This window comes from Paraburkholderia phenazinium (assembly GCF_900141745.1).
GTDB classification, from domain to species: domain Bacteria; phylum Pseudomonadota; class Gammaproteobacteria; order Burkholderiales; family Burkholderiaceae; genus Paraburkholderia; species Paraburkholderia phenazinium_B.
Genome location: NZ_FSRM01000001.1, coordinates 4307436 through 4328467, shown reverse-complemented (window position 1 = coordinate 4328467; position 21032 = coordinate 4307436). Strand labels below are relative to the sequence as shown.

At 60.7% G+C, this 21032-nt stretch carries 16 protein-coding genes and 1 pseudogene; 8 read left to right on the top strand and 9 right to left on the bottom strand.

Annotation, left to right across the window (positions count from 1 at the left end):
* Positions 1-34 precede the first annotated feature (34 nt).
* Positions 35-802, top strand: a complete 768-nt coding sequence (locus tag BUS06_RS19375) for a DUF899 domain-containing protein (RefSeq protein WP_074265717.1) — start codon at positions 35-37, stop codon at positions 800-802.
* An 8-nt stretch (positions 803-810) separates the two neighbouring features.
* The gene (locus tag BUS06_RS19370; RefSeq protein WP_074265716.1) at positions 811-1659 is read left to right on the top strand and encodes a DUF2182 domain-containing protein; all 849 of its coding nucleotides are present in this window, start codon (positions 811-813) and stop codon (positions 1657-1659) included.
* Between the two features lie 118 nt (positions 1660-1777).
* Here the strand turns inward: BUS06_RS19370 and BUS06_RS19365 are convergent, their stop codons facing one another.
* From BUS06_RS19365 to BUS06_RS19355, 3 genes are all read right to left on the bottom strand, one after another.
* Positions 1778-3973 carry a glycoside hydrolase family 28 protein gene (locus tag BUS06_RS19365; RefSeq protein WP_074265715.1) on the bottom strand — a complete coding sequence of 732 codons (2196 nt, stop codon included), beginning with the start codon at positions 3971-3973 and terminating at the stop codon, positions 1778-1780.
* Between the two features lie 269 nt (positions 3974-4242).
* Complete coding sequence (locus BUS06_RS19360; RefSeq protein ID WP_254368878.1) at positions 4243-4593, bottom strand: DoxX family protein; 351 nt, start codon at positions 4591-4593, stop codon at positions 4243-4245.
* A complete protein-coding gene (locus BUS06_RS19355; RefSeq protein ID WP_074265713.1) occupies positions 4590-5513 on the bottom strand; it encodes an NAD-dependent epimerase/dehydratase family protein in 924 nt (307 codons plus the stop codon). Before BUS06_RS19355 ends, BUS06_RS19360 begins: the two co-directional genes overlap by 4 nt.
* Before the next feature lie 106 nt (positions 5514-5619).
* Here BUS06_RS19355 and BUS06_RS19350 point away from each other — a divergent pair, with 106 nt between their 5' ends.
* A complete protein-coding gene (locus tag BUS06_RS19350) occupies positions 5620-6246 on the top strand; it encodes a TetR/AcrR family transcriptional regulator (RefSeq protein WP_254368877.1) in 627 nt (208 codons plus the stop codon).
* Between the two features lie 118 nt (positions 6247-6364).
* Here the strand turns inward: BUS06_RS19350 and BUS06_RS19345 are convergent, their stop codons facing one another.
* Positions 6365-8797 carry an ATP-binding protein gene (locus BUS06_RS19345; RefSeq protein WP_438803541.1) on the bottom strand — a complete coding sequence of 811 codons (2433 nt, stop codon included), beginning with the start codon at positions 8795-8797 and terminating at the stop codon, positions 6365-6367.
* A gap of 172 nt (positions 8798-8969) precedes the next feature.
* On the bottom strand, positions 8970-9548 hold the full coding sequence (locus BUS06_RS19340) for a hypothetical protein (protein ID WP_074265710.1): 579 nt from the start codon (positions 9546-9548) through the stop codon (positions 8970-8972).
* Positions 9549-10218: 670 nt separating this feature from the next.
* Between BUS06_RS19340 and BUS06_RS19335 the strand changes: the two genes are divergently transcribed.
* Both BUS06_RS19335 and BUS06_RS38240 read left to right on the top strand, forming a co-directional pair.
* Positions 10219-11919: a long-chain-fatty-acid--CoA ligase gene (locus BUS06_RS19335; protein WP_074265709.1), complete on the top strand. Its 1701-nt coding sequence runs from the start codon at positions 10219-10221 to the stop codon at positions 11917-11919.
* 90 nt (positions 11920-12009) lie between these two features.
* Positions 12010-12228: pseudogene (locus BUS06_RS38240) on the top strand (alpha/beta fold hydrolase); the annotation flags it as partial.
* Positions 12229-12387: 159 nt separating this feature from the next.
* Here the strand turns inward: BUS06_RS38240 and BUS06_RS19325 are convergent.
* Complete coding sequence (locus BUS06_RS19325; protein ID WP_083611476.1) at positions 12388-13506, bottom strand: FUSC family protein; 1119 nt, start codon at positions 13504-13506, stop codon at positions 12388-12390.
* Between the two features lie 189 nt (positions 13507-13695).
* A complete protein-coding gene (locus BUS06_RS19320; protein WP_074265708.1) occupies positions 13696-14277 on the bottom strand; it encodes a hydrolase in 582 nt (193 codons plus the stop codon).
* Between BUS06_RS19320 and BUS06_RS37150 the strand changes: the two genes are divergently transcribed.
* Complete coding sequence (locus BUS06_RS37150) at positions 14216-15013, top strand: TetR/AcrR family transcriptional regulator (RefSeq protein WP_367946957.1); 798 nt, start codon at positions 14216-14218, stop codon at positions 15011-15013. The genes BUS06_RS19320 and BUS06_RS37150 overlap by 62 nt on opposite strands.
* A gap of 388 nt (positions 15014-15401) precedes the next feature.
* Here BUS06_RS37150 and BUS06_RS19310 read toward each other — a convergent pair whose 3' ends face one another.
* Positions 15402-16574, bottom strand: a complete 1173-nt coding sequence (locus BUS06_RS19310; RefSeq protein WP_074265707.1) for a TIGR03118 family protein — start codon at positions 16572-16574, stop codon at positions 15402-15404.
* 376 nt (positions 16575-16950) lie between these two features.
* Positions 16951-18102 (bottom strand): epoxide hydrolase family protein, encoded by a 1152-nt coding sequence (locus BUS06_RS19305; RefSeq protein ID WP_074265706.1) that lies wholly within the window; start codon positions 18100-18102, stop codon positions 16951-16953.
* A gap of 183 nt (positions 18103-18285) precedes the next feature.
* Between BUS06_RS19305 and gcvA the strand changes: the two genes are divergently transcribed.
* The gene (gene gcvA / locus BUS06_RS19300; RefSeq protein ID WP_074265705.1) at positions 18286-19233 is read left to right on the top strand and encodes a transcriptional regulator GcvA; all 948 of its coding nucleotides are present in this window, start codon (positions 18286-18288) and stop codon (positions 19231-19233) included.
* A gap of 272 nt (positions 19234-19505) precedes the next feature.
* Positions 19506-21017 carry a sugar ABC transporter ATP-binding protein gene (locus BUS06_RS19295; RefSeq protein ID WP_074265704.1) on the top strand — a complete coding sequence of 504 codons (1512 nt, stop codon included), beginning with the start codon at positions 19506-19508 and terminating at the stop codon, positions 21015-21017.
* Positions 21018-21032: the final 15 nt, after the last annotated feature.

The window sequence follows — 21032 nt, the reverse complement described above, 5'->3', positions numbered from 1 at the left end:
GAACAAACGACACAGGACACCTAAGGAGCGAATCATGACGACGACACATGCAACCGGGACACGCGAAGAATGGCTGGCGGCGCGGCTCAAATTGCTCGCAGCGGAGAAGGAGTTCACGCGCCGCGGCGACGAACTGGTGCAGCAACGCCAGGCCCTGCCGTGGGTGCGGATCGACAAGGCGTACCGGTTCGATACCGAGCAAGGCAGCGTATCGCTGGCGGAGCTTTTCAGTGGACGCTCGCAGCTTCTCGTTTATCACTTCATGTTCGGGCCGGACTATAAGGCCGGGTGCCCGTCGTGTTCATCGATTGCGGATGGGTTCGACGGCATCGCCGTTCACCTCGCGAACCATGACGTCACGCTCACCGCTGTGTCGCGGGCGCCGCTGGAGAAGCTGCTGGCCTACCGGCGGCGCATGGGATGGACGTTTCCGTGGGCGTCCTCGGCCGGGAGCGATTTCAACTTCGACTTCAATATTTCGTTCACCGAGGCGCAACAGCGTGATGGCGAAGTCGAATACAACTACCTGCGTGGCCGGCATGCGATGGATGCGACACCGGCACCCGAGCCCGTTGTCCAGTTTGCAGCTAACTGCGGAACCGACGCGCAAACGTACGCGCGCGACCGGCCTGGAATGAGCGCTTTCATACTCGAGGATGGCGTCGTGTATCACACGTATTCCACCTATGCGCGCGGCGTGGACGGCATCTGGGGCATGTACCAGTGGCTCGACCGTGCGCCGAAGGGACGCAACGAGACGGGCGTCTGGTGGAAGCGCCACGATGAGTACGCCAGGGGTTGAGCGCGGTGATGAGCGACGTTCGCGCAACCGGTCAGCGGACACCGCGTGGGGCGTTCTTGCGCCACGCGGTTTTCCAACGCGCCGGCTTCACTTTTTACGGCATCTGCGCGCTGCTGTTTGCAGCAAGCGCGACGGTGACGCTCATGTGGTGCGCGTCGATGTCGGCGATGGGCGGGATGCCGATGCCAGGCGGCTGGACGATGTCGATGGCGTGGCTGCCGATGTGCGGACAGACATGGTCCGGTGTCGCGGCATCGTTCCTCGGCATGTGGCTCGTGATGATGGTCGCGATGATGCTGCCATCGCTCGCGCCCGCGTTGTGGCGCTATCGTGAGGCGTTGGCCGGGGCAGGTCAGATGCAGCCTGACCGGCTCACCCTACTGGCGGGCGTGGGGTATTTCTTTGTCTGGGCCTTGTTGGGGCTGGCTGCTTTTGCGGTGGGCGCCGCGCTGTCGGCGCTGGAGATGCGGCTATCGGTGTTGGCGCGCGCCGTTCCGGTCGTGGCCGGTATGGTCGTGCTCGGAGCGGGGGCGCTTCAGTTCACTAGCTGGAAGGTCCGCCACCTTGACTGCTGCCGGGAAGCTCCGGGGTACGGTGACTGCGAACTGCCAACGGATGCCGGCGCAGCGTGGCGATACGGCCTGCGCCTTGGGCTTCATTGCAGCTACTGCTGCGCTGGCCTGACGTCGATCCTGCTCGTTGCCGGGGTCATGAATGTTTGGGTGATGGCTGGAGTAACAGCGGCTATCACCATAGAGCGTCTCGCGCCATTCAGCGAAGATGTCGCGCGCGTGATCGGCGTTGTGATTGTCAGCGTGGGCCTGGCTCTGGTCGGGCGAGCCGTAGGGTTGGGATGATCGGACCAGCCGTCCGTTTCTGCTGATGGCAAATCGGAAAGGCCGGGGTTTGAACCGGCTCGTCACTTGATATCTCCGCGCACACGGCCACGATTGCCCGTGGCCGTGTGCGTCAATATCAAGTCGCCGACGCGCTCAGCGTCGTGTTGTACGTGGTGCCCGTGATCACCACATTATTCAGCGTAATACCGCTGACATTGCTCACGAAGATCGGACCCGGTGCCGCCGACGCAGACGTCGAAGGCGTCGTCGGGGCTGCGCCGGTGCACACCGGCGAGCCGAGGTTGCAGTTCGAGATCGTGACGCCGCTGATCGGACTTACGGTCGGCACCGGCAGCGGACCGTTGTAGTCGACCGCCTCGGGGCCCTGCATGACGATCGCCTGGAAGCACGAGTTCGACCCGGCGACGAAGCCCGAAGGCATTGAGTACGATACCGCCCCCGACACATCGCTCGCGTTCACGTTCGAGATGTTGATGTTGCTGATCACCGACGGAGTCCAGCGTACCGCATCGCCGGACGGGCTGTAATCGCAGTCGAACGTAATCAGGCCGCCTTGACCCGTGGACGGGTTCGTCGCAAGACCGGTCGTTCCGGTACCGGTGATCTTGCTGATGGCGGCGCCGAGCGCGCCGCCGCCATATTTGCCGGCGAGGTTCACACCGTTGGGCAGCGTCACGCCATTGATCCACACGTTTTTGATGTACCCGCCGCGGTTCATGTTGGTCTTGAACCGCAGTGCGATATTTAGCGGATTGCTCGCCCAGTTCTCGTTTTGCATCGTCAGATTGCGAGCGTAGACGTTCTGCACGCCCGCGCTCAATTCGCTGCCGATCGTCAGGCCGCCGTGGCCACTCTGCATCGTACAATTCTGCACGACGATGTTCTGCATCGGACCGTACTCGGTGTCGAGGTACTTGCCGGACTTCATTGCAATGCAGTCGTCGCCGGTGTTGAACTGAACGTTCTGTACGAGCACGTAGTTGCACGCGTCCGGATCGAAGCCGTCGTTGTTCGGGCCAACGCTGTCGGCAAACACGCCGTCGATCACGACGTTCATGCAATCGGTTGGATGGTGCTGCCAGAACGGCGTGTTCTGCGTGTGGTAGTTCTGCAGGAGCACGTTCGTGCACCCGATGAACTCGATCATGCATGGACGCAGAAAGTGTCCGTTGCCGAAGATGCGGTCCTCGAACGGCACGCGCAGCTCGGACAGCGCGGGCAGATAGTTCTGGTCCTGGTTCCAGCCCGTGCCTGTGAGCAGGTCCATCAGCGAACCCGTCACACCGTACTGATTGGTAAAGGAGACGTTTGCCTGCGGGTTCTTGATCTGGGAAGCGGGGAGGCTCGTCAGTGGGACGTTGTTCGGATTCGCATAAGCCTGCGATGGCGTCGACGAACCCGCACAGCCATACGTGTTGCTGCTGCCCTTGTAGGTCCACCAGCACGAGGTCGGCGGCTGATTGCTCAGTTGTATCGGCGTCATCGCCTGACCGTTCAGCACGCAGGTGTTGTCGTCGGCGGTCAGTGCAATGTTGGTCTGGCGGAACGCATAGATCGGCGAGCCGAAATTCAGACAGTCGTTCGCCTGCCAGCGCGTGTGGTACAGATTGCCGTTCGCCGTCCTGTACGGACCGCTCTTCGCGTAATCCGCCGGGTTAGGGCTGAAATAGATCGTGCAGCCCGACTCCAGATGGAAGTTCACGTGGCTCAGGAGCACGATCGGACCGCCGCAATACCAGTTGCCGGCCGGCACCACCACGCGGCCGCCGCCGGCACGATTCGCGTCCATGATCGCGGCATTGAACGCGGCGCACGAGTCGTGCTGCGTGCCCGTGTAGTCGCACGGCACCATCACGTCCGAGCCGGGGCTTTGCAGGTCGCTGGTCGGATGCGCCGTCTGCTCCGTGCCGCCGGTCACCCAGGGAATCTTGCCGCCCGGCCACGCGGTCGACGAAATCAGCGCGGAGGCGGGCAGCGTGCGCGCACCGTAGCTCATCACGTGAAAGTCTGCGCGGGAGAACATCTCGGGCCTGATGTAGGCGAGCCTCCTGATGACGGCCGTGGCCTCGCCGGCTGGGCCCCAGATTGGGTCGGACGCGAACGGGTGGCCGGGTTGTGGCGGAAGCTGGTCTCCGGGACCTGAAGGAAACGGAAACATGGGGTCTGCCGCTACCGCTGCGCGGCCGGTCGCGAGAAGGGTTGCACCTGCGGATACTCCGGCAAAGGCCATAAACGCGCGCCGGCCAGGCGAGGCGGGCGCGTTGTTGTGGGGTGCGGGGAGCGGAGTATCGTCTTTGTCATGCGCTGCCATTTGATTCATCTCCTTTTGTCTTACCGATAAGTGGTCATCCATTCGTCTTCCAGGGAGCGACGTGGCGACGCTCGTGCGCGGCGGAATGCATAGACGCAGTGACGAGATCGGGCAGGACCTTCTGATGGGATCCTTACTGCTATTGTTGTAAGACGATGTGAGAATTGTCAATCAAATGTGACCTGGTAGTGGTACTGATAGCGCAAGTTGGCGGGCATGCCTGAAAGATGCCTTACAACGCGGCGAGGGACGCACCGTGGCGGCAAGCCTCAACCGCGGAGCGCCACAGTAACCACAACGAGAGCCGAGAAGACCAGCGCCGGGGCGAGATGCCCGAACGACTCGCGGTTTCGCACCAACGTGAAGAGCACGGCGATCAAAATCGCACCGGCCAGCATCAGGCCCAGAACTCTGGTTTGTTGTCCAAAAAGAAGTGCCGCGCACAACAGCTCAAGTGCGCCACAGAGCAAATGAAACCATGCCGGGTAACCCCAGCGCGCGAAGTCGCGCTTCACCGCGCCGCGTCCCGCGAGATTGACCACCCCGGCAACCGCGAACAGAACCGCTACGATCATCGCGAGAATCGACTCGAAAGATGCACTGTTCCACGCCATGGTCATGCTCCGTTGACTTGCTGGAAGTGCTTTTGCGCAGAGAGATCCGCAATCAGGCCGGGGCCGCGGGGCGTCCACGCAAGAACTCGCCGGGCATGCTGGCCGCTTACTGTCTGATCGAGTGCCAGTGCGTCAGCGAACGGTCCCAGCGATTGGCGAGCATCGTCGAGCGGCCAGGGTTCGACGCGATCGGCGCCGACCGAGGCCCGAATTGCTTCACCTATTTCGGCAAGGGCAACGGCCTCTTCCGAGACCACGTTGAAGATCTGTCCCGTGACTTGTGCGTCCCCGCGTGCCGCCCGCTCCATCGCGCTCAGATAGGCCGTGGCGAGATCATCGACGTGAACGGCAGGCCAGTGGTTGCGACCATCGCCTACGATCCTCACACTGCCAGTTTGACGGGCCATGCCGGCAAGCATGCCAAAAACGCCGCCACCGTCGCCATGCACCATCGCCGGCCTGAGGATCACTGCAGCAATCGAGCGGCTTGCTGCTAGCGCCTGCACCTGTTGCTCCACTGCGGGGCGCCAGGCGATGAGTGGCGTCGGATTCAGCGCCGATGCTTCAGTCGCGGCTTCCCCCTCCGTATTGCCGTAGACCCAGGTGCCCGACGTATAAACAAATGCCGCGCCCGGATGCAGATGCGAAAGCATCGCGACAGCCGCGGCCTCATCAGCAGCGCCGGCGGAAGCATCGTTGGTCGACGCGGTGTGCACCACCCCATCAGCGGCGCCTGCAATCGCGGCGAAAGACTGTGGCTCGCGCAGGTCGCCGGAATGCAGTGTCACACCGAGGCGTGCCAGTGCGCTGGCGGCCGCCGAACTGTCCTTGCGAACCAACGCCGTCACCTGATGGCCGAGGTTGATAGCCTTGCGCGCGACCGCTTGCCCGATAAAGCCAGTACCACCTGTGATGAACAGTTTCAAAGCGTTCTCCAATGTTTGGCTGCGAGTTGAATAGTCGTACAAACGAGACTAATCAGTCTCGTTTCCGCAAATCTAAACGAGACTGACCAGTCTTGTCAACTACTCGATGATCTGCTATTTATCTCGCATGGACACTTCTTCTCTCCCCGACCTGAGCCCGCTGCAACGCCGTAAGCGATTCGCCATCCTCGACGGTGCAAAAACCGTTTTTTTAAGCCAAGGTTTCGGCCTGGCAACGATGGACGATGTCGCCTCGGCCGCCGGCGTCGGCAAACAGACGGTCTACCGCCACTTCAAGTCGAAGGAGGCGCTCTTCGTTGGTCTGGTCGGCGAGATGTGCGCTCAGGTGGGCGCGTTGCTTGCCAGCGCTCAGGGCGAGCAAACCGATGGCGCACCCGAAGTTGAGTTGCGCGAGTTGGGATGGTTGCTGGCACGAGGTCTTATTACGCCGGATAATTTGCGGCTTTACCGGGCCATCGTTGCTGAGGCCGAGCGTCTTCCGGAACTTGGCCAGGTGTTTTACGAAAATGGTGCAAAGGTCGTGCGTGCCTTCGCCGCAAAGATTCTGCGCAAGCGGTTTGACGAGTCGACTGCTGCCTTGCGGTCAGCGACATTCGTTCAGTTGGTGCTTGGCGACGCGTATCTGGAACTGTCAATTGGCTACACGGTGCCCGATGTTGAAGCACGCTTTGCGCTGCAGATCGACGAGGCGGTAGCGGCTGCACTTCGCTAAGGAGTACCGCATAAGATGTCGAGTCGCTGCATGCGGAACGCAACAGCGTGTAGCGTGGGAAGCAGGACGGTGCCTGTTGATTTACTGAATCAATTCATCACGCCACTGGCGTGGCACTCTATCCTGCGATCGCTGTGCTTACTTCGTCACCGCGCCTGCGTTGCGCGCGGTCCGGCTCCCCGAGACTGTCTACCGTCCACGTTTCGGGCAGCCAGGCGACCGTCTGGAAGCTGCGGAAGTCGGCGCCCTGACGGTCATCGGTGAAGCGCAGCTCAATGCGGCCATGCTCACGGCGGATGAAATCGCGCACCGCGTCCATGCCGACGCCGCGTCCCGACACTTCGCTCACCGTCTGCGCGGTGGAGAAGCCCGGACGGAAGATGAAGGCGGCGATGGTCTCGTCGCTCGCCGCTTCGTCAATGCTGAGCCATCCGCGTTCAATTGCCGCGCGGCGGATCTTCGCCAGCGCGAGGCCGCGTCCGTCGTCGCTGACCGTGATCTGCAGCGCGTGGTCGTCAACGCCCATCTCCAGTGCGATCGTGCCCGGCGCCGGTTTGCCTGCGGCGATGCGCTCGTCCGCCGGCTCAATGCCGTGGTCGACGCAGTTGCGCAGCAAATGCGTGAAGACATCGCACAGCACACCGCACGCCTGGCTGCGGACCCGGTAGCCGTTGTCGTCAATCCGCACGTGCGGCACTTCCTTGCCGAGCTCCTTCGCGAGCGACGGCAGCGAGCCGAGTACGCCGCCGAGCGCTTCGCCGAGCGTCTCAGTACCGAGCAGCCGAAGCGTGCGGTGCATCGACTCACGCATCTCCAGCAGCGCCTGCGGATCCGATGCATCTGCCCCCTCGAGCATTTCGAGGTGTTGCTGGATCAGCGCGATGTCGACCATCAGGTAGCGCTCGGCGCTGCTCGCGGCCTTGCCTCCCTTGCGGCCGAGGCTCACTTCGTTGATCGTCGCGTACGCTTCGAGCGCGGCCTTCACGCGCCCGAGGTCGGCGATCAGCGCCTGCTGGTCCCAAATGTGATCGCCTTGCGCCGTGCGCAGCGCGTCATAGCGCTGCTCGGCGTCGTGCACGATGCTCGTGAGGTGCTGGAAGCTGTAGGTGCGTGCATTGCCCTTCACCGTATGCATGTTGCGGAACAGCTTCGCGACCGCGTCCAGATCGGGCCTGTCATGCTCGCGGATGATGCGTTCGTTTTCGTGGATAAAGCCGATCGAGCTTTCCACGAACTGGTGGAACTTCTCTTCGCTCACCGCAAGGATCTCGCCGATCATTTCGAGGCGGCGGCGCTGCTCGCCCGCTTCGGCGGCAAGCGCACGCAGCTCGGTTACGTCGCGCACGCACAGCATCAGGCGCACGACGATGTCGTTTTCGCCGATGATCGCCGACCAGCTCAGGTCGAGAATTTTCACGCGGCCATCGGCCATCGTCTTCGAGATTTCGTTGACAAGCAGATGCTCGTTGAACGCGAAGTTCATGCTGTCTTCGCCGAGGCACGCGTCGAGCGCGGCCTCGATCTGCGCACGCGCATCGCTGCCCACGTCGGTGTTGTCGAACACGAGATCGAGCAGCGGCTGCCCCGCAATGTCGGTCGTCTCGAGAATTGCTTCGAGGTACGCCGAGTATTCCGGATGCACGATGCCGCCGTCGACGACGGTCAGAATGCCTTGTTGCATGTTCTGCAGCATCGCCTGGATGTCGGCGGTTTTCTGTTTCAGCTGGAGCGAGCTCTGCTGGATCTCCTCGACCATGGCGGCCAGACGCTCACGCATGAACTCAAGCCCGACCATCAGGCTCGTGCCATCGCCAGGGCGCGTGCGGATGGCCGTCGAGAGGTCACCAGCGGCAATGCGGGCAGTGAGGGCAGCGGCAACCCGCGGCTCTCCGCCGAGCTGGCGCAGGATGCCTCTGGCGATCACGAGCGAGACGATGAGCGCGATGAGCGACGCGAACAGGATGAAACCCGCGACCGTGAGGATCGTGTGGTGATACGCGGCCTGCGCGGCGGCGCCCTCTCTCGCGGCCGCGGCATCGTTGCCCGCCACAATGGCCTCCAGTTCGCGATCAAGCGCGGCACGGGTTTGTGCAGCCGCCCCCATGATCTGCTGCGAGGCATCCGCCTGATTGCCGTCGGCCAGCGCGGCACGGATCTTCGCGTCGATAGCAATGTAGTGTTCGAAGAAATCGGCCACGCGTCGGACGCGCGCCACGTCATCGCCCGAAGCGAGCGCGCGATAGCCGGCGAGCGCGTTACGGAACATGCCGATGCCGGCGTCGGTCATGTCTGTGCCGTGCTTTATGTCTAGCGGCGTGTTCGCCCCGACGGCGAGAAATTCGCCCAGCGCGATCTCGCGCGTGCTCGCGGCCATCTGCAGGCTGCTGCGCACCGCGGGTAGCTGGATTCCCTGCAGCGCTGATACCCGGCTGTTACCTGCGTGCATCTCGATAATGGCCACCACGCCCAGCAAGACGATCAGCACGACCATGGCCGCTGATCCCGCGAGCAGTTGCGTCAATACATCCAGCCGGTTGAATTCGCGCCTCATGATCATTACCAGTCCTTACCGATGACCTGTAGTAACGGCGCGCCCACCTGCTTCCACAGGCGGGAAAACCCCTGGGTATGCTCAAACGACGATGGATCAATCTCGCGTGTGGCGCGAATATGGACTCCAGATTGAAAGCCCGTCCGACCGTTGTGAGCCCATCCGGACCTGACTAACGAAAACCGTAGACCAGGACTTTTTTCCCCTCAAAACTTTCCTGCACACCTTGCTGGCAATATGACGGACACGTTACTACGCCGTCCGCGCTCGCACCTGAGACAGTGATCGCCCTGTAGACAACCGATTCGATGAGCGTGCCGTCAGCAGCCACGACGATGTTCAGATCAGTCTCGACGCCGGCCGGAACGCCTCCGCCGGGGGTATAGACGATTTTCATGGTGCCGGTGCAATCGGAGTTCACCGTGTAGGTGCCGGTCTGGTTCGGATTGAATGTGGTCTCACCCCCTTTCGGCAGCCCGCCAATAACCCCGAAGTCGGTGCGCGAAAAATTGCCCGCGCCGTCGAACGTCACCAGCGCGACGTCATCAAGGATCGATGGGGCAGCGTAAGGGTGCACCGTACCATCGGCGCCTATCAGTCCAAGAATCTCTCCGTGACCGATAAACCCGAACGCTCCCTTTAGCGTTGCGTTCGAGCAAACGCCGCCGGGGCCGCCGGCCTGCGCGGCACCGCTGAGCGAGAGAAGTGCAACGGCGGTTGCCGACAAAATGCTTAAATGCTTGATCTTCATGGCCATCTCCTTGTCGCCAAATCAGGCGCGTAACGTCGCGGCGGGCAGGAGCCTGTTTGCCGGCCGGATGCGGCGTCCAATTCAAACCAATGAAATTAAAGATTGCTGGAGTAATACCTGGCTGCTGCCGTTTGCGGAAACGCGCGATAAGACAACGAGGGGCTGTCGATGCGGTCGGCTGTTCCCGCTGGGGATGCGAGAAAGCCGCGGCGTTGGTCAAAGTAATTAAATGGCGAAATGCCCCACCAGGCGGTCGTTTTTCGCTCGGTGTCGGCAGGCACGTGCAGAAGGGGTGCACGAAAGTCCGCGCAATTGTGACTTCGTGAGTCAGCTACGTTTTAAAGTCGCATAGCAAAAGGTAGCGTAATCCACAATATTCACAGATGCCAGATGAACATCGGACAAAAGGCAGGCATATTCAGAATCGCGCGGCGCGAATAACGCGCTATCGCTGGGAGCAAATGACTGCGAAGGCCTCGTAGGTCGGCCAGCAAGTAGAGCCGTCGATACTGTGTCGCAGCGTCACTGGCGTACTAAGCTTAAGACGGGATCGAACGCACAAACAAAGCTCGATAACGCCGTCGGCTTTTCCAGTCGTACATAACGGATGCCACGGCAACGGCGCCGACTCAACGGCATCAATCGTTGAAGGCATCCGGAGCGCCACCTGATGGAGGGAAACGTGAAAGATTCGCCATACTGGCCCGAGGGCCTTGCGCATCACCTGTCATCGCCGCAGCCTTCGCTGTACGGAAACCTCGAAACCTCTGCCAGCCGATATCCCGGGAAGACGGCGCTTCACTACTACGGCGGGACGTTGAGTTATGCGCAATTGCGGCAAGAAGTAGAGGCGCTGGCCGGCTTTCTGCAGTGTCAGTGCGCCGTCGCGCGTGGCGATCGCGTCGCACTGTATATGCAGAACAGCCCGCAATACGTGATCGGCTACTATGCAATCTTGCGAGCCAATGCAGTGGTTGTGCCGGTGAATCCGATGAACACGACCGCCGAACTTCGGCAGATTATTGAGGACTGCGGCGCCAAGGTCGTTCTGCTGGGTGAAGAACTCTACGAGAATGCCCAGCCTCTTCTTGGCGGCGCGATCAGCCACGCGATTGTGGCGCGCTATTCCGACTATCTTGCTGACAACACCGACCTGCCGCTGCCAGTCGTGCTGACTGAAACCGTCCCCGAACTCGATATCTACTCCGAGCACTCTGTAGCTATTGCGCCGAACGTGGTGCGTTGGCGTGCCGCGCTTGCGGCCGCTCAGCAGCCGTCGCCGTACGTGGCATCGCCCGAGGACCTTGCGGTGATCCCCTACACGTCGGGCACCACGGGCGCGCCGAAAGGATGCATGCACACCAATCGTAGCGCAACGCATGTCGTCGCGGCCTCTGCGCAATGGTGTCATGTGTCTCCTGACTCGGCGATCTTGTGCGCGATGCCGATGTTTCATGTTACCGGCATGCAGCAATGCATGAACGTGGCGATCTCTCTCGGTTCGACCATGGTTGTGATGACCCGATGGGACAGTCGATGTGCCGCTCTCCTGATCGAGCGCTATCGCGTAGGGCTCTGGATTGCGATATCGACGATGATGGTTGACTTTATGAGCCTGCCCGATCTTGAGCGTTTCGACTTGAGTTCCATCGAGCGTCTGGCGGGCGGTGGCGCCGCCATGCCGAACGCACTGGCACAGCGCATCGAAGCTCGCTTGGGTGTCCCCTACATGGAGGGCTACGGGTTGTCCGAGACCATCTCAGCGACTCACATCAATCCACCGCAGCGATGCAAGCTGCAGTGTCTGGGCATACCGATACAGGATACCGAATCAATTGTGGTTGATCCCATCACGCTCGAAGTGCTCGGTCCGCGGGAAACGGGCGAGATTCTGATCAGCGGTCCGCAGGTGTTCACGGGTTACTGGGGACGCCCCGATGCCACGCGCGACGCCTTCGTCGAGGTTTCAGGCATACGTTATCTGCGCACTGGCGATCTCGGCTATATCGACGAGGACGGATATTTCTTCTTCGTCGACCGGTTGAAGCGAATGATAAATGTGTCTGGCTATAAGGTATGGCCCGCGGAAGTCGAGACTTTGTTGTTTGCGCACCCTGCGGTTCAGGAAGCATGTGTCGTAGCAACAACAGACGCGCGCAAGGGTGAGGCGGTGAAGGCATTCGTGGTCGTGCGGGCCGGCGCTGATGTATCAGCAAAGCAGATCACTGAATGGGCACATGAGCATATGGCTGCGTATAAGGTACCCCAGATCGTTGAATTCGTCGCTGGGCTACCCCGAACGGGCAGCGGAAAGGTTCAGTGGCGACTGCTGCAGGAGCGGGAAAATGCGTCCGCCTCGGTCGCCAGCTAAGGTGACTGACGAGCAATGTCGTCTGCTTCGAGGGACCGAAGGGCGCAGACTTAACTTGCCGCTCCAACGTTGCCTCATAACGGAGTCACCATGAATACAAAGAGTTCGTCTACCGATTCCCGCCCACGCAGAACTGATCCGAGCGGATCGTCCTCATCGACCCTTACTTATCACCGGGCAGAAGTGAAAGGTGTTGGCGTTTTCTATCGAGAGGCGGGGCCGAAAGACGCGCCAACCATCGTGCTTCTTCACGGCTTTCCGTCGTCGTCGCGGATGTTTGATAGTCTCATTCCGCTGCTCGCGCCGGAAATCGCGATTCCAATCGTTGCGAGAGTAGCTATCGTGCAATTGTCGGTATGGTCGCGCGGATCGCTAAACGGCCGATGAGCGGCTCCGAGCGGCCATTCGCTTGCGCGCGCGACGCAACATCGGACCCGTCGACAGGGGCGACCGGAATCTTGCCGATCATCAAAATGAGACCGGTTTGCGCGAGCGTTCGATGCGCCTCGCGATAACGTGCACAGCCAGCGTAATCAAGAGACCGATTGCACTGCCGGCCGCTACGTTGATCAGACGCTCGCTAGCGAAAGTCCACGACTGCCCGGCAACCACGAATGCCATCGCGGCGCAGGCGCAACGCGTGCCGAATGCCATAACGTAGGGCCGAATGCAGACGAGTGTCAGCAACGCAGCGAGGATAACCAGGTCTCGCACGAAATAGTCGTGGGGGACCAACAACCCGACGAAGATACCGGCCGGCACGCCTAAGATGGCCCCCGCGATACGATTCCGGAACTTGACTCGGGCGCTCGCCGCACTGCCCGTCACCACGCTCGCCGCAGACCAGATCATCCATTGTCCGCGCTCGATATGCCTCCACTCCACGAGCGCTGCGGCGAGGCCTACGGCGAGTGCTATTGCGATCATCGCTTCGACGTACGGAACACGGTCGCCACGCTCAGAACGCTTCGACCATTTCGCATAGTGCGCTAGATATGAAATCTCTGGACGGCGTTCGCGGTAATGATTGATCGAGGAAATCAGCAGAACCGGCAAGAAAGCAGCCAATACGAAGGGAAGAAGTTCGAACCCGCGATGAATGAGTGAAGATTGCCTCACTCCCTCGGCGCTCTCGCAGGCGAGGTAAAGTACCGGAATGAACGTATAGCTACCGAGTGAGCGCAATTCGCTTCCCCGTGCGGTCACCAAAATCGACCCCATTGCCATTAGGGCAGTGGCTACGACAAACAGTGGTGGATACGCAAGCGAGGCCATCAATACCAGGAAGCCCGCTCCGATGGTTATCCCGTGGGAAATAACCCCGAGCGGAGCGAGATGCGAGCGATCCACTGCGATAGCGGTCGACACCGTCACCAGCGAAACGAGCAACCACTTTGTCTGACCGGAAACCAGCGCGAGGACGACTAATGGGGAAAGGGCCGTCAACGTGCGAACAAGCGCCTTGCTATCGATAGCAGCCCCGATGCGCGACACGGCCGATCCGACAGCCTCGTAACGACTTTTTTGCGTCGGCGAAGCGTCGGTTATACGGTTAATTGATTGATCGTCGGACCTTGATTTGGACATCCCGGAACTCCTGCACCGAATCTTCGTGCTCTGCTGCTGCCCTCTCGCGTGCGCAGACAGGTCGATGTACAAATCCGCGAGTTGACCCGATCCGATCGGTTGTTCCAGATGAAGGCGTACCGACCGGCGCACTTTCCGGCCTGTCAGCGGCTGCGCATTCGGGCCCTCATGCGCCTTCGTGGACCAGCGTCAGTCTGCGAGTGCCTGGATCACGTCCGCGGACTGACGCACCAGGCCGAGCCTCGGAAAAATGTAATTAACCGACGCGTGATGATGCTCAGCCGTGGCGCAACTCATCGCATCCTCGGCGAGCACGAGTGTGTAACCGAGTTCATAGGCAGCTCGTGCCGTCGACTCCACACCGATATTCGTCGAAATTCCGCCGAGCACAATGGTCTTGATGCCACGGCGGCGCAATTGCAGATCGAGTTCCGTGCCGTGAAATGCGTTCCATTGCCGCTTCGTGATCTTGAGATCGTGCTCGGCGGCTTCGAGCGCTTCGGGGAAGTCCCACCACGTCGACGGAAGTCCTCCGGCAGGAAGCGCCGCGGGCTGGTCGACGGGTTGCTTCAGCGCGTCGCCGAAATCGTCGCTCCAGCCTACGCGGACCAGCACGACCGGCGCACTGAGTTCTCGAAAGCGCTTCGCGAGCTTCGCTGAGGCCGTCAGCACGGATTCGGCGCTGCGAGGGGCCTTTCCAAAACCAAGGATGCCCTGTTGGAGGTCGATCAGAACGAGCGCCGTAGTTTTGGAGTCAAGTTTCTGCAGCATCTTTTGCCTTCCGTTGAAGTTAGTGAGCCAAAGGTGTATTGTGAGGCTCGTCTCACATTTCTATTTTATGAGCATGCCCTCACAAAAGTCAACCGCAACATTGCGTGCCGAAAGCGGGCGAGCGAAAGCCCCACAGCGTGCACGCGGTCACGCACGGGTCGCAGCGCTGCTGGAGGCAGCGGGTACCGAATTCGCAGACAAGGGATACGATGCAGCAACCATGACGGCGATTGCCTCCCGCGCGGGCGCATCAATTGGCTCGCTGTATCAATTTTTTCCCACCAAGGACCGGATCGCGGGTGCGTTGCTCGAAAGCTATCTGGACATACTGGCAGAGACGTTCCACAAGCTGCGCGAGGCTGCGCCGTCTCTGGACGTATCGCTGCTTGCGAGCCGGTTGACGAGAACGTTCGTGAAGTTCCGCGCGACCCATCCGGCATTTGCGGTCCTGGTCGAGACCTACAGTTACGCTCTGCCGGGCACCATGAGCATCCGCGAAAGTCTGCGTAGACAGATCGAATCCGTGCTGGCTGAAGTGGCGCCGCATCTGGCACCGGCAGAGATCGCCGTCCGTGCCGCCGTGATCCAGCAGATCATGAAGGCGGCCGTCGCGGTTAATGGCGATACCTCCATAGCCAGTCGTAAAGCTGTCATGGACGAACTGGAGGGCCTTATGCGTCATTACCTGCAGGACGCGATCCAACGTGCGAACCTGGATACCCTCACGTCTTCATAAGTCGCCACAGCGTGGTACGTCCAATCCCAGGCGCACGGTTTGCCCTTGTGTGCCATGTAGTCAATTTTCAGGCTCCGCACCATGAGCCATACCATTGATGTTTTTCGCGGACCAGAGCGCCGCTCTGGCATTAGCCGGTTGGCAATACCCGGCTCCAACGGCAGATCTGCCCCTCACATCCGGACGTTCGTGAACGCAGTTCGAAGGGCTTTTTATGGCCGGGAGCAGCAGCCCAATTCTCGACGTAAGAGGAAGACGTTAGCGATCTAACGGCCACTCGCGCGGCGCCCGCCAAATTGCGTCGCCAGGTCTGCGGCGCGCGTCGAGTTGCAAAAAAATGCGGCCGCGCTCGCATAGAGAACGACCGTTGTCTATTGCGCGATCAGCACTACATGCCCATGCTCGTCCCAACGCCCGCGTTTGTGCCCGTGCCCGAACCCGTGCCCACGCCTGAACTCGACGTTGTATTCAGATCGATTCTTCCATAGACGCCATCGGCTTCGTCATTCGGCCCCGCGGCGAAGAACAGTGTGTTGGACGGCTGATTGCTGAGATCGTTGCCGAACGCAATGCCCCACATGCCGTGCTCAGCGACCGGACCGCCGTTCGGTCCATTGAGCGGCCCGATCGACTGGCCGCTTGATGCATTGAACGCGTTGATCGTGCCGTCGCCGAAATTGCCGATCAGTATCGCACCGCTCATCGAGCCGAAGTTGCCGGGCGCCTGCGCAATGCCCCAGGGCGCGTTTAACGAGCCGCCCGTCGCGAAGCGCTGCTTCAGGTTGCCCGCCGTGTCGTACACATCGATCATGCCGAGACCCGCGCCCGCGACATCGTCGTGCTTGGCCGCATCCTGCATCGCATAGGTGACGAACAGATTCGAGCCTATCGCCTGAATGCCGAACGGCGCGAAGCCGGCCGGAATCGCCGGGTCCGTGAAGTTGCCTGGCATCGCGACCTTGGTGAAGTTGGTATTGAAGACGTCGATCTTGTTGTTATGGAAGTCCGTCGCGTAAAGAAAGTTGTTTCCGTTCATTGCCGCGAGCGCGAGACCCTTGTACACGGCGCCGCCCGTGCCGTCGTCGTACATCACGAACGCGTTGGTCGGCCCGACGGAGGGCGCCCAGGCGGTGATGGTTCCGCCTTCCCCAGCGAAGATGAATGCAGCGGCGCCGGACTTGCCGCTTTCCAGGACGGTGAAGCTTTGTGTGCCGTTGAAGACGATGCCCGTGGGCGATGCTGGACCATTCTTGCCGTCGGGTATCGTGACGACCAGCGATTGCGGCACGCCGTTGCCGTCATAGAGCGTCGCGACATTGGTACCGTTGTCCGCGACCCAAACGAAGCCTTTCGGATTGAAGGCGACGCCCCATGGGTTTTTCAGATTCGCGTCCGTGTGCGCAGCGGGCACCGCGCCATCCGACACGAGGGCCGTCACACTGAACGACGACTGGATGGGTGGGTTTGAATTATTCGAACCGGAGCTGCCCCCGCATGACACGAGAGTCGCGATAGCCGCGCCGCATGCTACGACGCCGAACACGTCGAGTAGAGATTTCATGACCGCACCCCCTGTTCTGTCCAAAAGCCGTGACAGTCATTGAACGAAGTAGACACGGGGTTTATTCCCGCGACAGGGCTTATTTCGTGTGCGATTTCGTGTGACTACAATGGTTGAACTGGCTAGATAAAAGCAGATGCTGTGCAACGAATAACACGCGTGACTATTCCATCCGTCCAGCCAAAAAGTTGTGAACGCGCGTGACGTGCTTCAGGCCATCAGCGAATAGCCGCAAGGACCTTACATGGATCGCCTTGCCGAGGGGACCCGCAATACCGCCCGCGATGCATGCGGACGGAAAAGTCTCTGCATGACAGAGGAGAACTATCGATCGTCGGGGGCATTGTTGATGTCGCGATTGTGTTCAACAACCGCACTAGCGGAAGCGCCTGAAAAAACTCCGAATGTCGGCCGCAAGAAGTTCAGGTTCTTCCATGGCCGCAAAATGGCCGCCGCGCGGCATGTCGGTCCATTGCGCGACATTGAACACTCGCTCCAGCCATCCGCGTGGCGGGTGGTTAATCTCTTTCGGAAAGTGTGCAAAGCTCACCGGCGGCAATACCCGTTGTCCGGCGGTGAAACGCATGGGTTGCAGCCGGTTTTCCCAGTACATCTGAATGGCGGTACCAATGCTCTGGGTGAACCAGTAGAGCGACAGGTTGGTAAGCAATTCATCTTTCGAAAATCGCCGCTCGATAACCCCGTCGCAATCGCTCCACGCGCGAAACTTCTCGCCGATCCACGCGGCCAATCCGGCCGGCGAGTCGTTAAGCGATGCGGCCAATGTTTGCGGCCTCGTGCCATGCATATGCGCATAACCCCCCTCGAGTGCAGCCCACTCAGCTTTCTCCCGAAGATAGTTTTGCTCTGCGGTGGTAAGTGGCGGATCAGTGGCGTCAATTGCCGGTTCGTACGAGCTCGGCAGAAAGTTTAGATGAATTCCATCGACTACCTGGGCGTGCCGCAAGGCAAGCGCGATCGACACCCCCGCGCCCAGGTCGCCACCCTGAGCACCAAAACGCTGGTACCCAAGACCTCGCATCAGCGAAGCCCACAGATCGGCCACCTGAAACGCCGAAGTGCCCGCGGCGGCAGGCGCCGTCGAAAACGCAAAGCCCGGCAGTGAAGGAATAACGACGTCGAAGGCATCGTTCGGATCCGCGCCGAATGCAGCCGGGTCACGCAAACGCTCCGCCAGCTCATGAAATTCGAAGAACGATCCGGGCCACCCGTGCGTGATAACCAGCGGATAAGGCCGGGGTCCAACACCACGCTGATGAACGAAGTGCACACGCTGACCGTTCACGTCGGCCATGAATTGAGGCTGCTGGTTCAGACCGCGTTCCGCAGCCCTCCAATCAAAACTGTCGGCCCAGTATTTCACCAGTTCGCGCAGCCATGTGGCGTCTGCGCCTTGTTGCCATGGATCGGACGGTGTCGCGGGCGCCCACCGGCTGTCGCGCAAACGCCGGCGCAAGTCGTCGATCTCAACATCGGACACGCAAATTTGAAATGGCTCGATATGCATGGCACGTCCTCTGGAAGGGGGCAGTCGATTGGCAACCACTGATTGCCAGCAATACGCAGTCTAACGAAATTCGGTTTTCCCGCAGGTGAGCGAGCAGCCCGAGGGCACCAGGCAAGATATCTATCTTGTGGTTCGACCACAAACCCGTTAGATTGACCCTTCGTGTTAGAGAAACTCTCGTGAATGAAACGGGTATTGCCTCCACTTAATGCACTGCGTGCCTTCGAGGCTGCCGGCCGGCTCGGCAGCTTCAAGGATGCCGCCACCGAATTGCACGTGACTCACGGTGCGGTGAGCCAGCACGTGCGTCTGCTCGAGGATTGGCTTGGTGCGCCGTTGTTCGAACGGCATAACCGGCGCGTGGCGCTCACTCCGGCGGCAAAGGCCTATCTGGAGGAAGTCGGCCCGCTCTTCGAGCAACTCTCGCAGGCAACCGCCAGATATGGTGTCTCCGGAACGGCTTCGCGCACCCTGGCCGTGAACGCTCCCGCGACCTTCACCTTGCGCTGGCTGGTGCCGAGGCTGGCAAAATTCCGCGCTGAGCATGTCGACGTGGATGTGACAGTGGAGACGTCGAACGAGCCGGTGGAGAGTCTGAAGGAGCCTTACGACATCATCATCCGGGGCGGTCCGGATACGTTCTATGGCTACGCGATGCAGCCTTTTCTCGCCGAGGAGCGGCTCCCGGTCTGTAGCCCGGCACTCCTTCAGCGACTGCCGCTGCGGATGCCTGACGACCTGCGGCAGCATACGTTGCTGCATACGTCGAGTTTGCCGCGGCTCTGGCCGGACTGGCTGGCAAGGGCAGAGATTCCCTCGCTGCGGCCGGCTGCCACCCTGACGTTCGACCACTTCTACCTGACCTTGCAGGCCGCCATTGATGGAATCGGCATCGCGATGGGCCCGACTGCGCTGGTCTCCGACGATCTCGCCGCTGGCCGGCTGGTCGCGCCGTTTGCTGGTCCGCGCCTGCCGTCTCGAAGCTATTGCACGTATGTTCCGGATGGGAAATGCGACAACGACCTGGTCGCGCTGTTCCGCGCGTGGCTCGAACGCGAAGGCGCGGATTTGCCGCGTTCCTCGCCTTCTCCGCGTACACGGCGCTCCCGTCGCCCGTCGCGATCGCAATAGAGCAGGCACAAGGAGTTGCAAGCAGACGCTAAGCCGACACAATCGGCGCAGCTCGAATTTGCTCAGACATTAGGGAATGCCTACGCTTGAGCGGCTGCCACCCAGCATCGTAAAATCGTCTTACATCTGATTGGGGGTCCAGCAATGTGTCTGGCTTCTCGTTGCGAATTTGACCGCGATATCCGGCGCCACGTGGCGTCTGCGGTGCCTGTTCGATCCGCTTCTTCCGGGAAGGCCAGCGGCAGCCGCGGCATTCTTGCTGTGTCCGCCTCATGACCCCGCTCATTTCCGTCAAGAAGCTCAGCAAGAGCTTTCCCGGCGTGCGAGCGCTTCACGACATCCAGTTCGATCTCGTAGCGGGCGAAGTCCACACGCTAATGGGCGAGAACGGTGCAGGCAAATCGACGCTGATGAAAATCCTCGCGGGCGTGTATACCCGCGATTCCGGCGAGATTGTCTACGACGGCCAGCCCGTGGACTTCCAGAGCCCGCGCGAGGCGCAGGCTGTGGGCGTATGCATCATCCATCAGGAACTGCAGTTGATGAATCATCTGAGCGTCGCCCAGAACATGTTCATCGGCCGCGAGCCGCGTGGACGGCTCGGCGTGTTCCTCGATGAAGACAAGCTCAATAAGCAGGCGAGTGAGATCCTTGCGCGAATGCATATGAAGCTCGATCCGCGCGCCATCGTCAGCACGCTGACGGTCGCGAAGCAGCAGATGGTCGAGATCGCCAAGGCCTTGTCCTTCGATTCGCGCGTGCTGATCATGGATGAACCGACCTCGGCACTCAACGACGCCGAGATCGCTGAGCTATTCCGCATCATTCGGGAACTGAAGAGCGGGGGCGTGGGAATCATCTATATCTCCCACAAGATGGATGAGCTCAAGCAGATTTCCGACCGCGTCACCGTGCTGCGCGACGGGGAATATGTGGCAACGGTCAATGCGCAAGATACCGGCGTGGAAACGATCATCGGCATGATGGTGGGCCGAACCTTGACCGACGCCGAGCCTTCCCAGCGCGGAACAGACAAAGGCGAGGTCGCGCTCGAAGTCAATCATCTGAACGCTGGGCCACTCGTGCGAGACGTGAGTTTTGCGCTGCACAAAGGTGAGATCCTGGGCTTTGCCGGCCTGATGGGCGCGGGCCGCACCGAAGTTGCGCGCGCCGTGTTCGGCGCTGATCCGGTTGAATCCGGCGAAATCATCGTCAACGGTGTGAAGGCGACGATCAGGACGCCGAGCGACGCGGTAAAGCGCGGTATCGGCTATCTCTCGGAAGATCGCAAGCGCTTCGGTCTTGCAACCGGCATGGATGTCGAATCGAACATCGTCATGTCCAACCTGCGCAAATTCCTGTCGTTCAATTTTTTCCTGCGCCGCAATCAGATGCGCAAGACCGCTTCGCATTTCATCAAGCTGCTCGGCATCCGCACGCCCTCGGCGACGCAAACGGTGCGGCTTCTGTCGGGCGGCAACCAGCAGAAAATCGTGATTGCGAAATGGCTCGAGCGCGACTGCGACGTGCTGTTCTTCGACGAGCCGACGCGTGGCATCGACGTGGGCGCGAAGAGCGAAATCTACAAGCTGCTGCGCGAACTGGCCGGGCAGGGCAAGGCGATTGTGATGATCTCCTCCGAGCTGCCGGAAGTCCTGCGCATGAGCGACCGCATCGTCGTGATGTGCGAGGGCCGCATTACTGGCGAACTTTCAGCCGCGGAGGCGACGCAGGAGCGCATCATGCAACTGGCGACGCGGCGCGAAACCTTAAAAGCAGCGTGAATCTCAAGAGGTCCA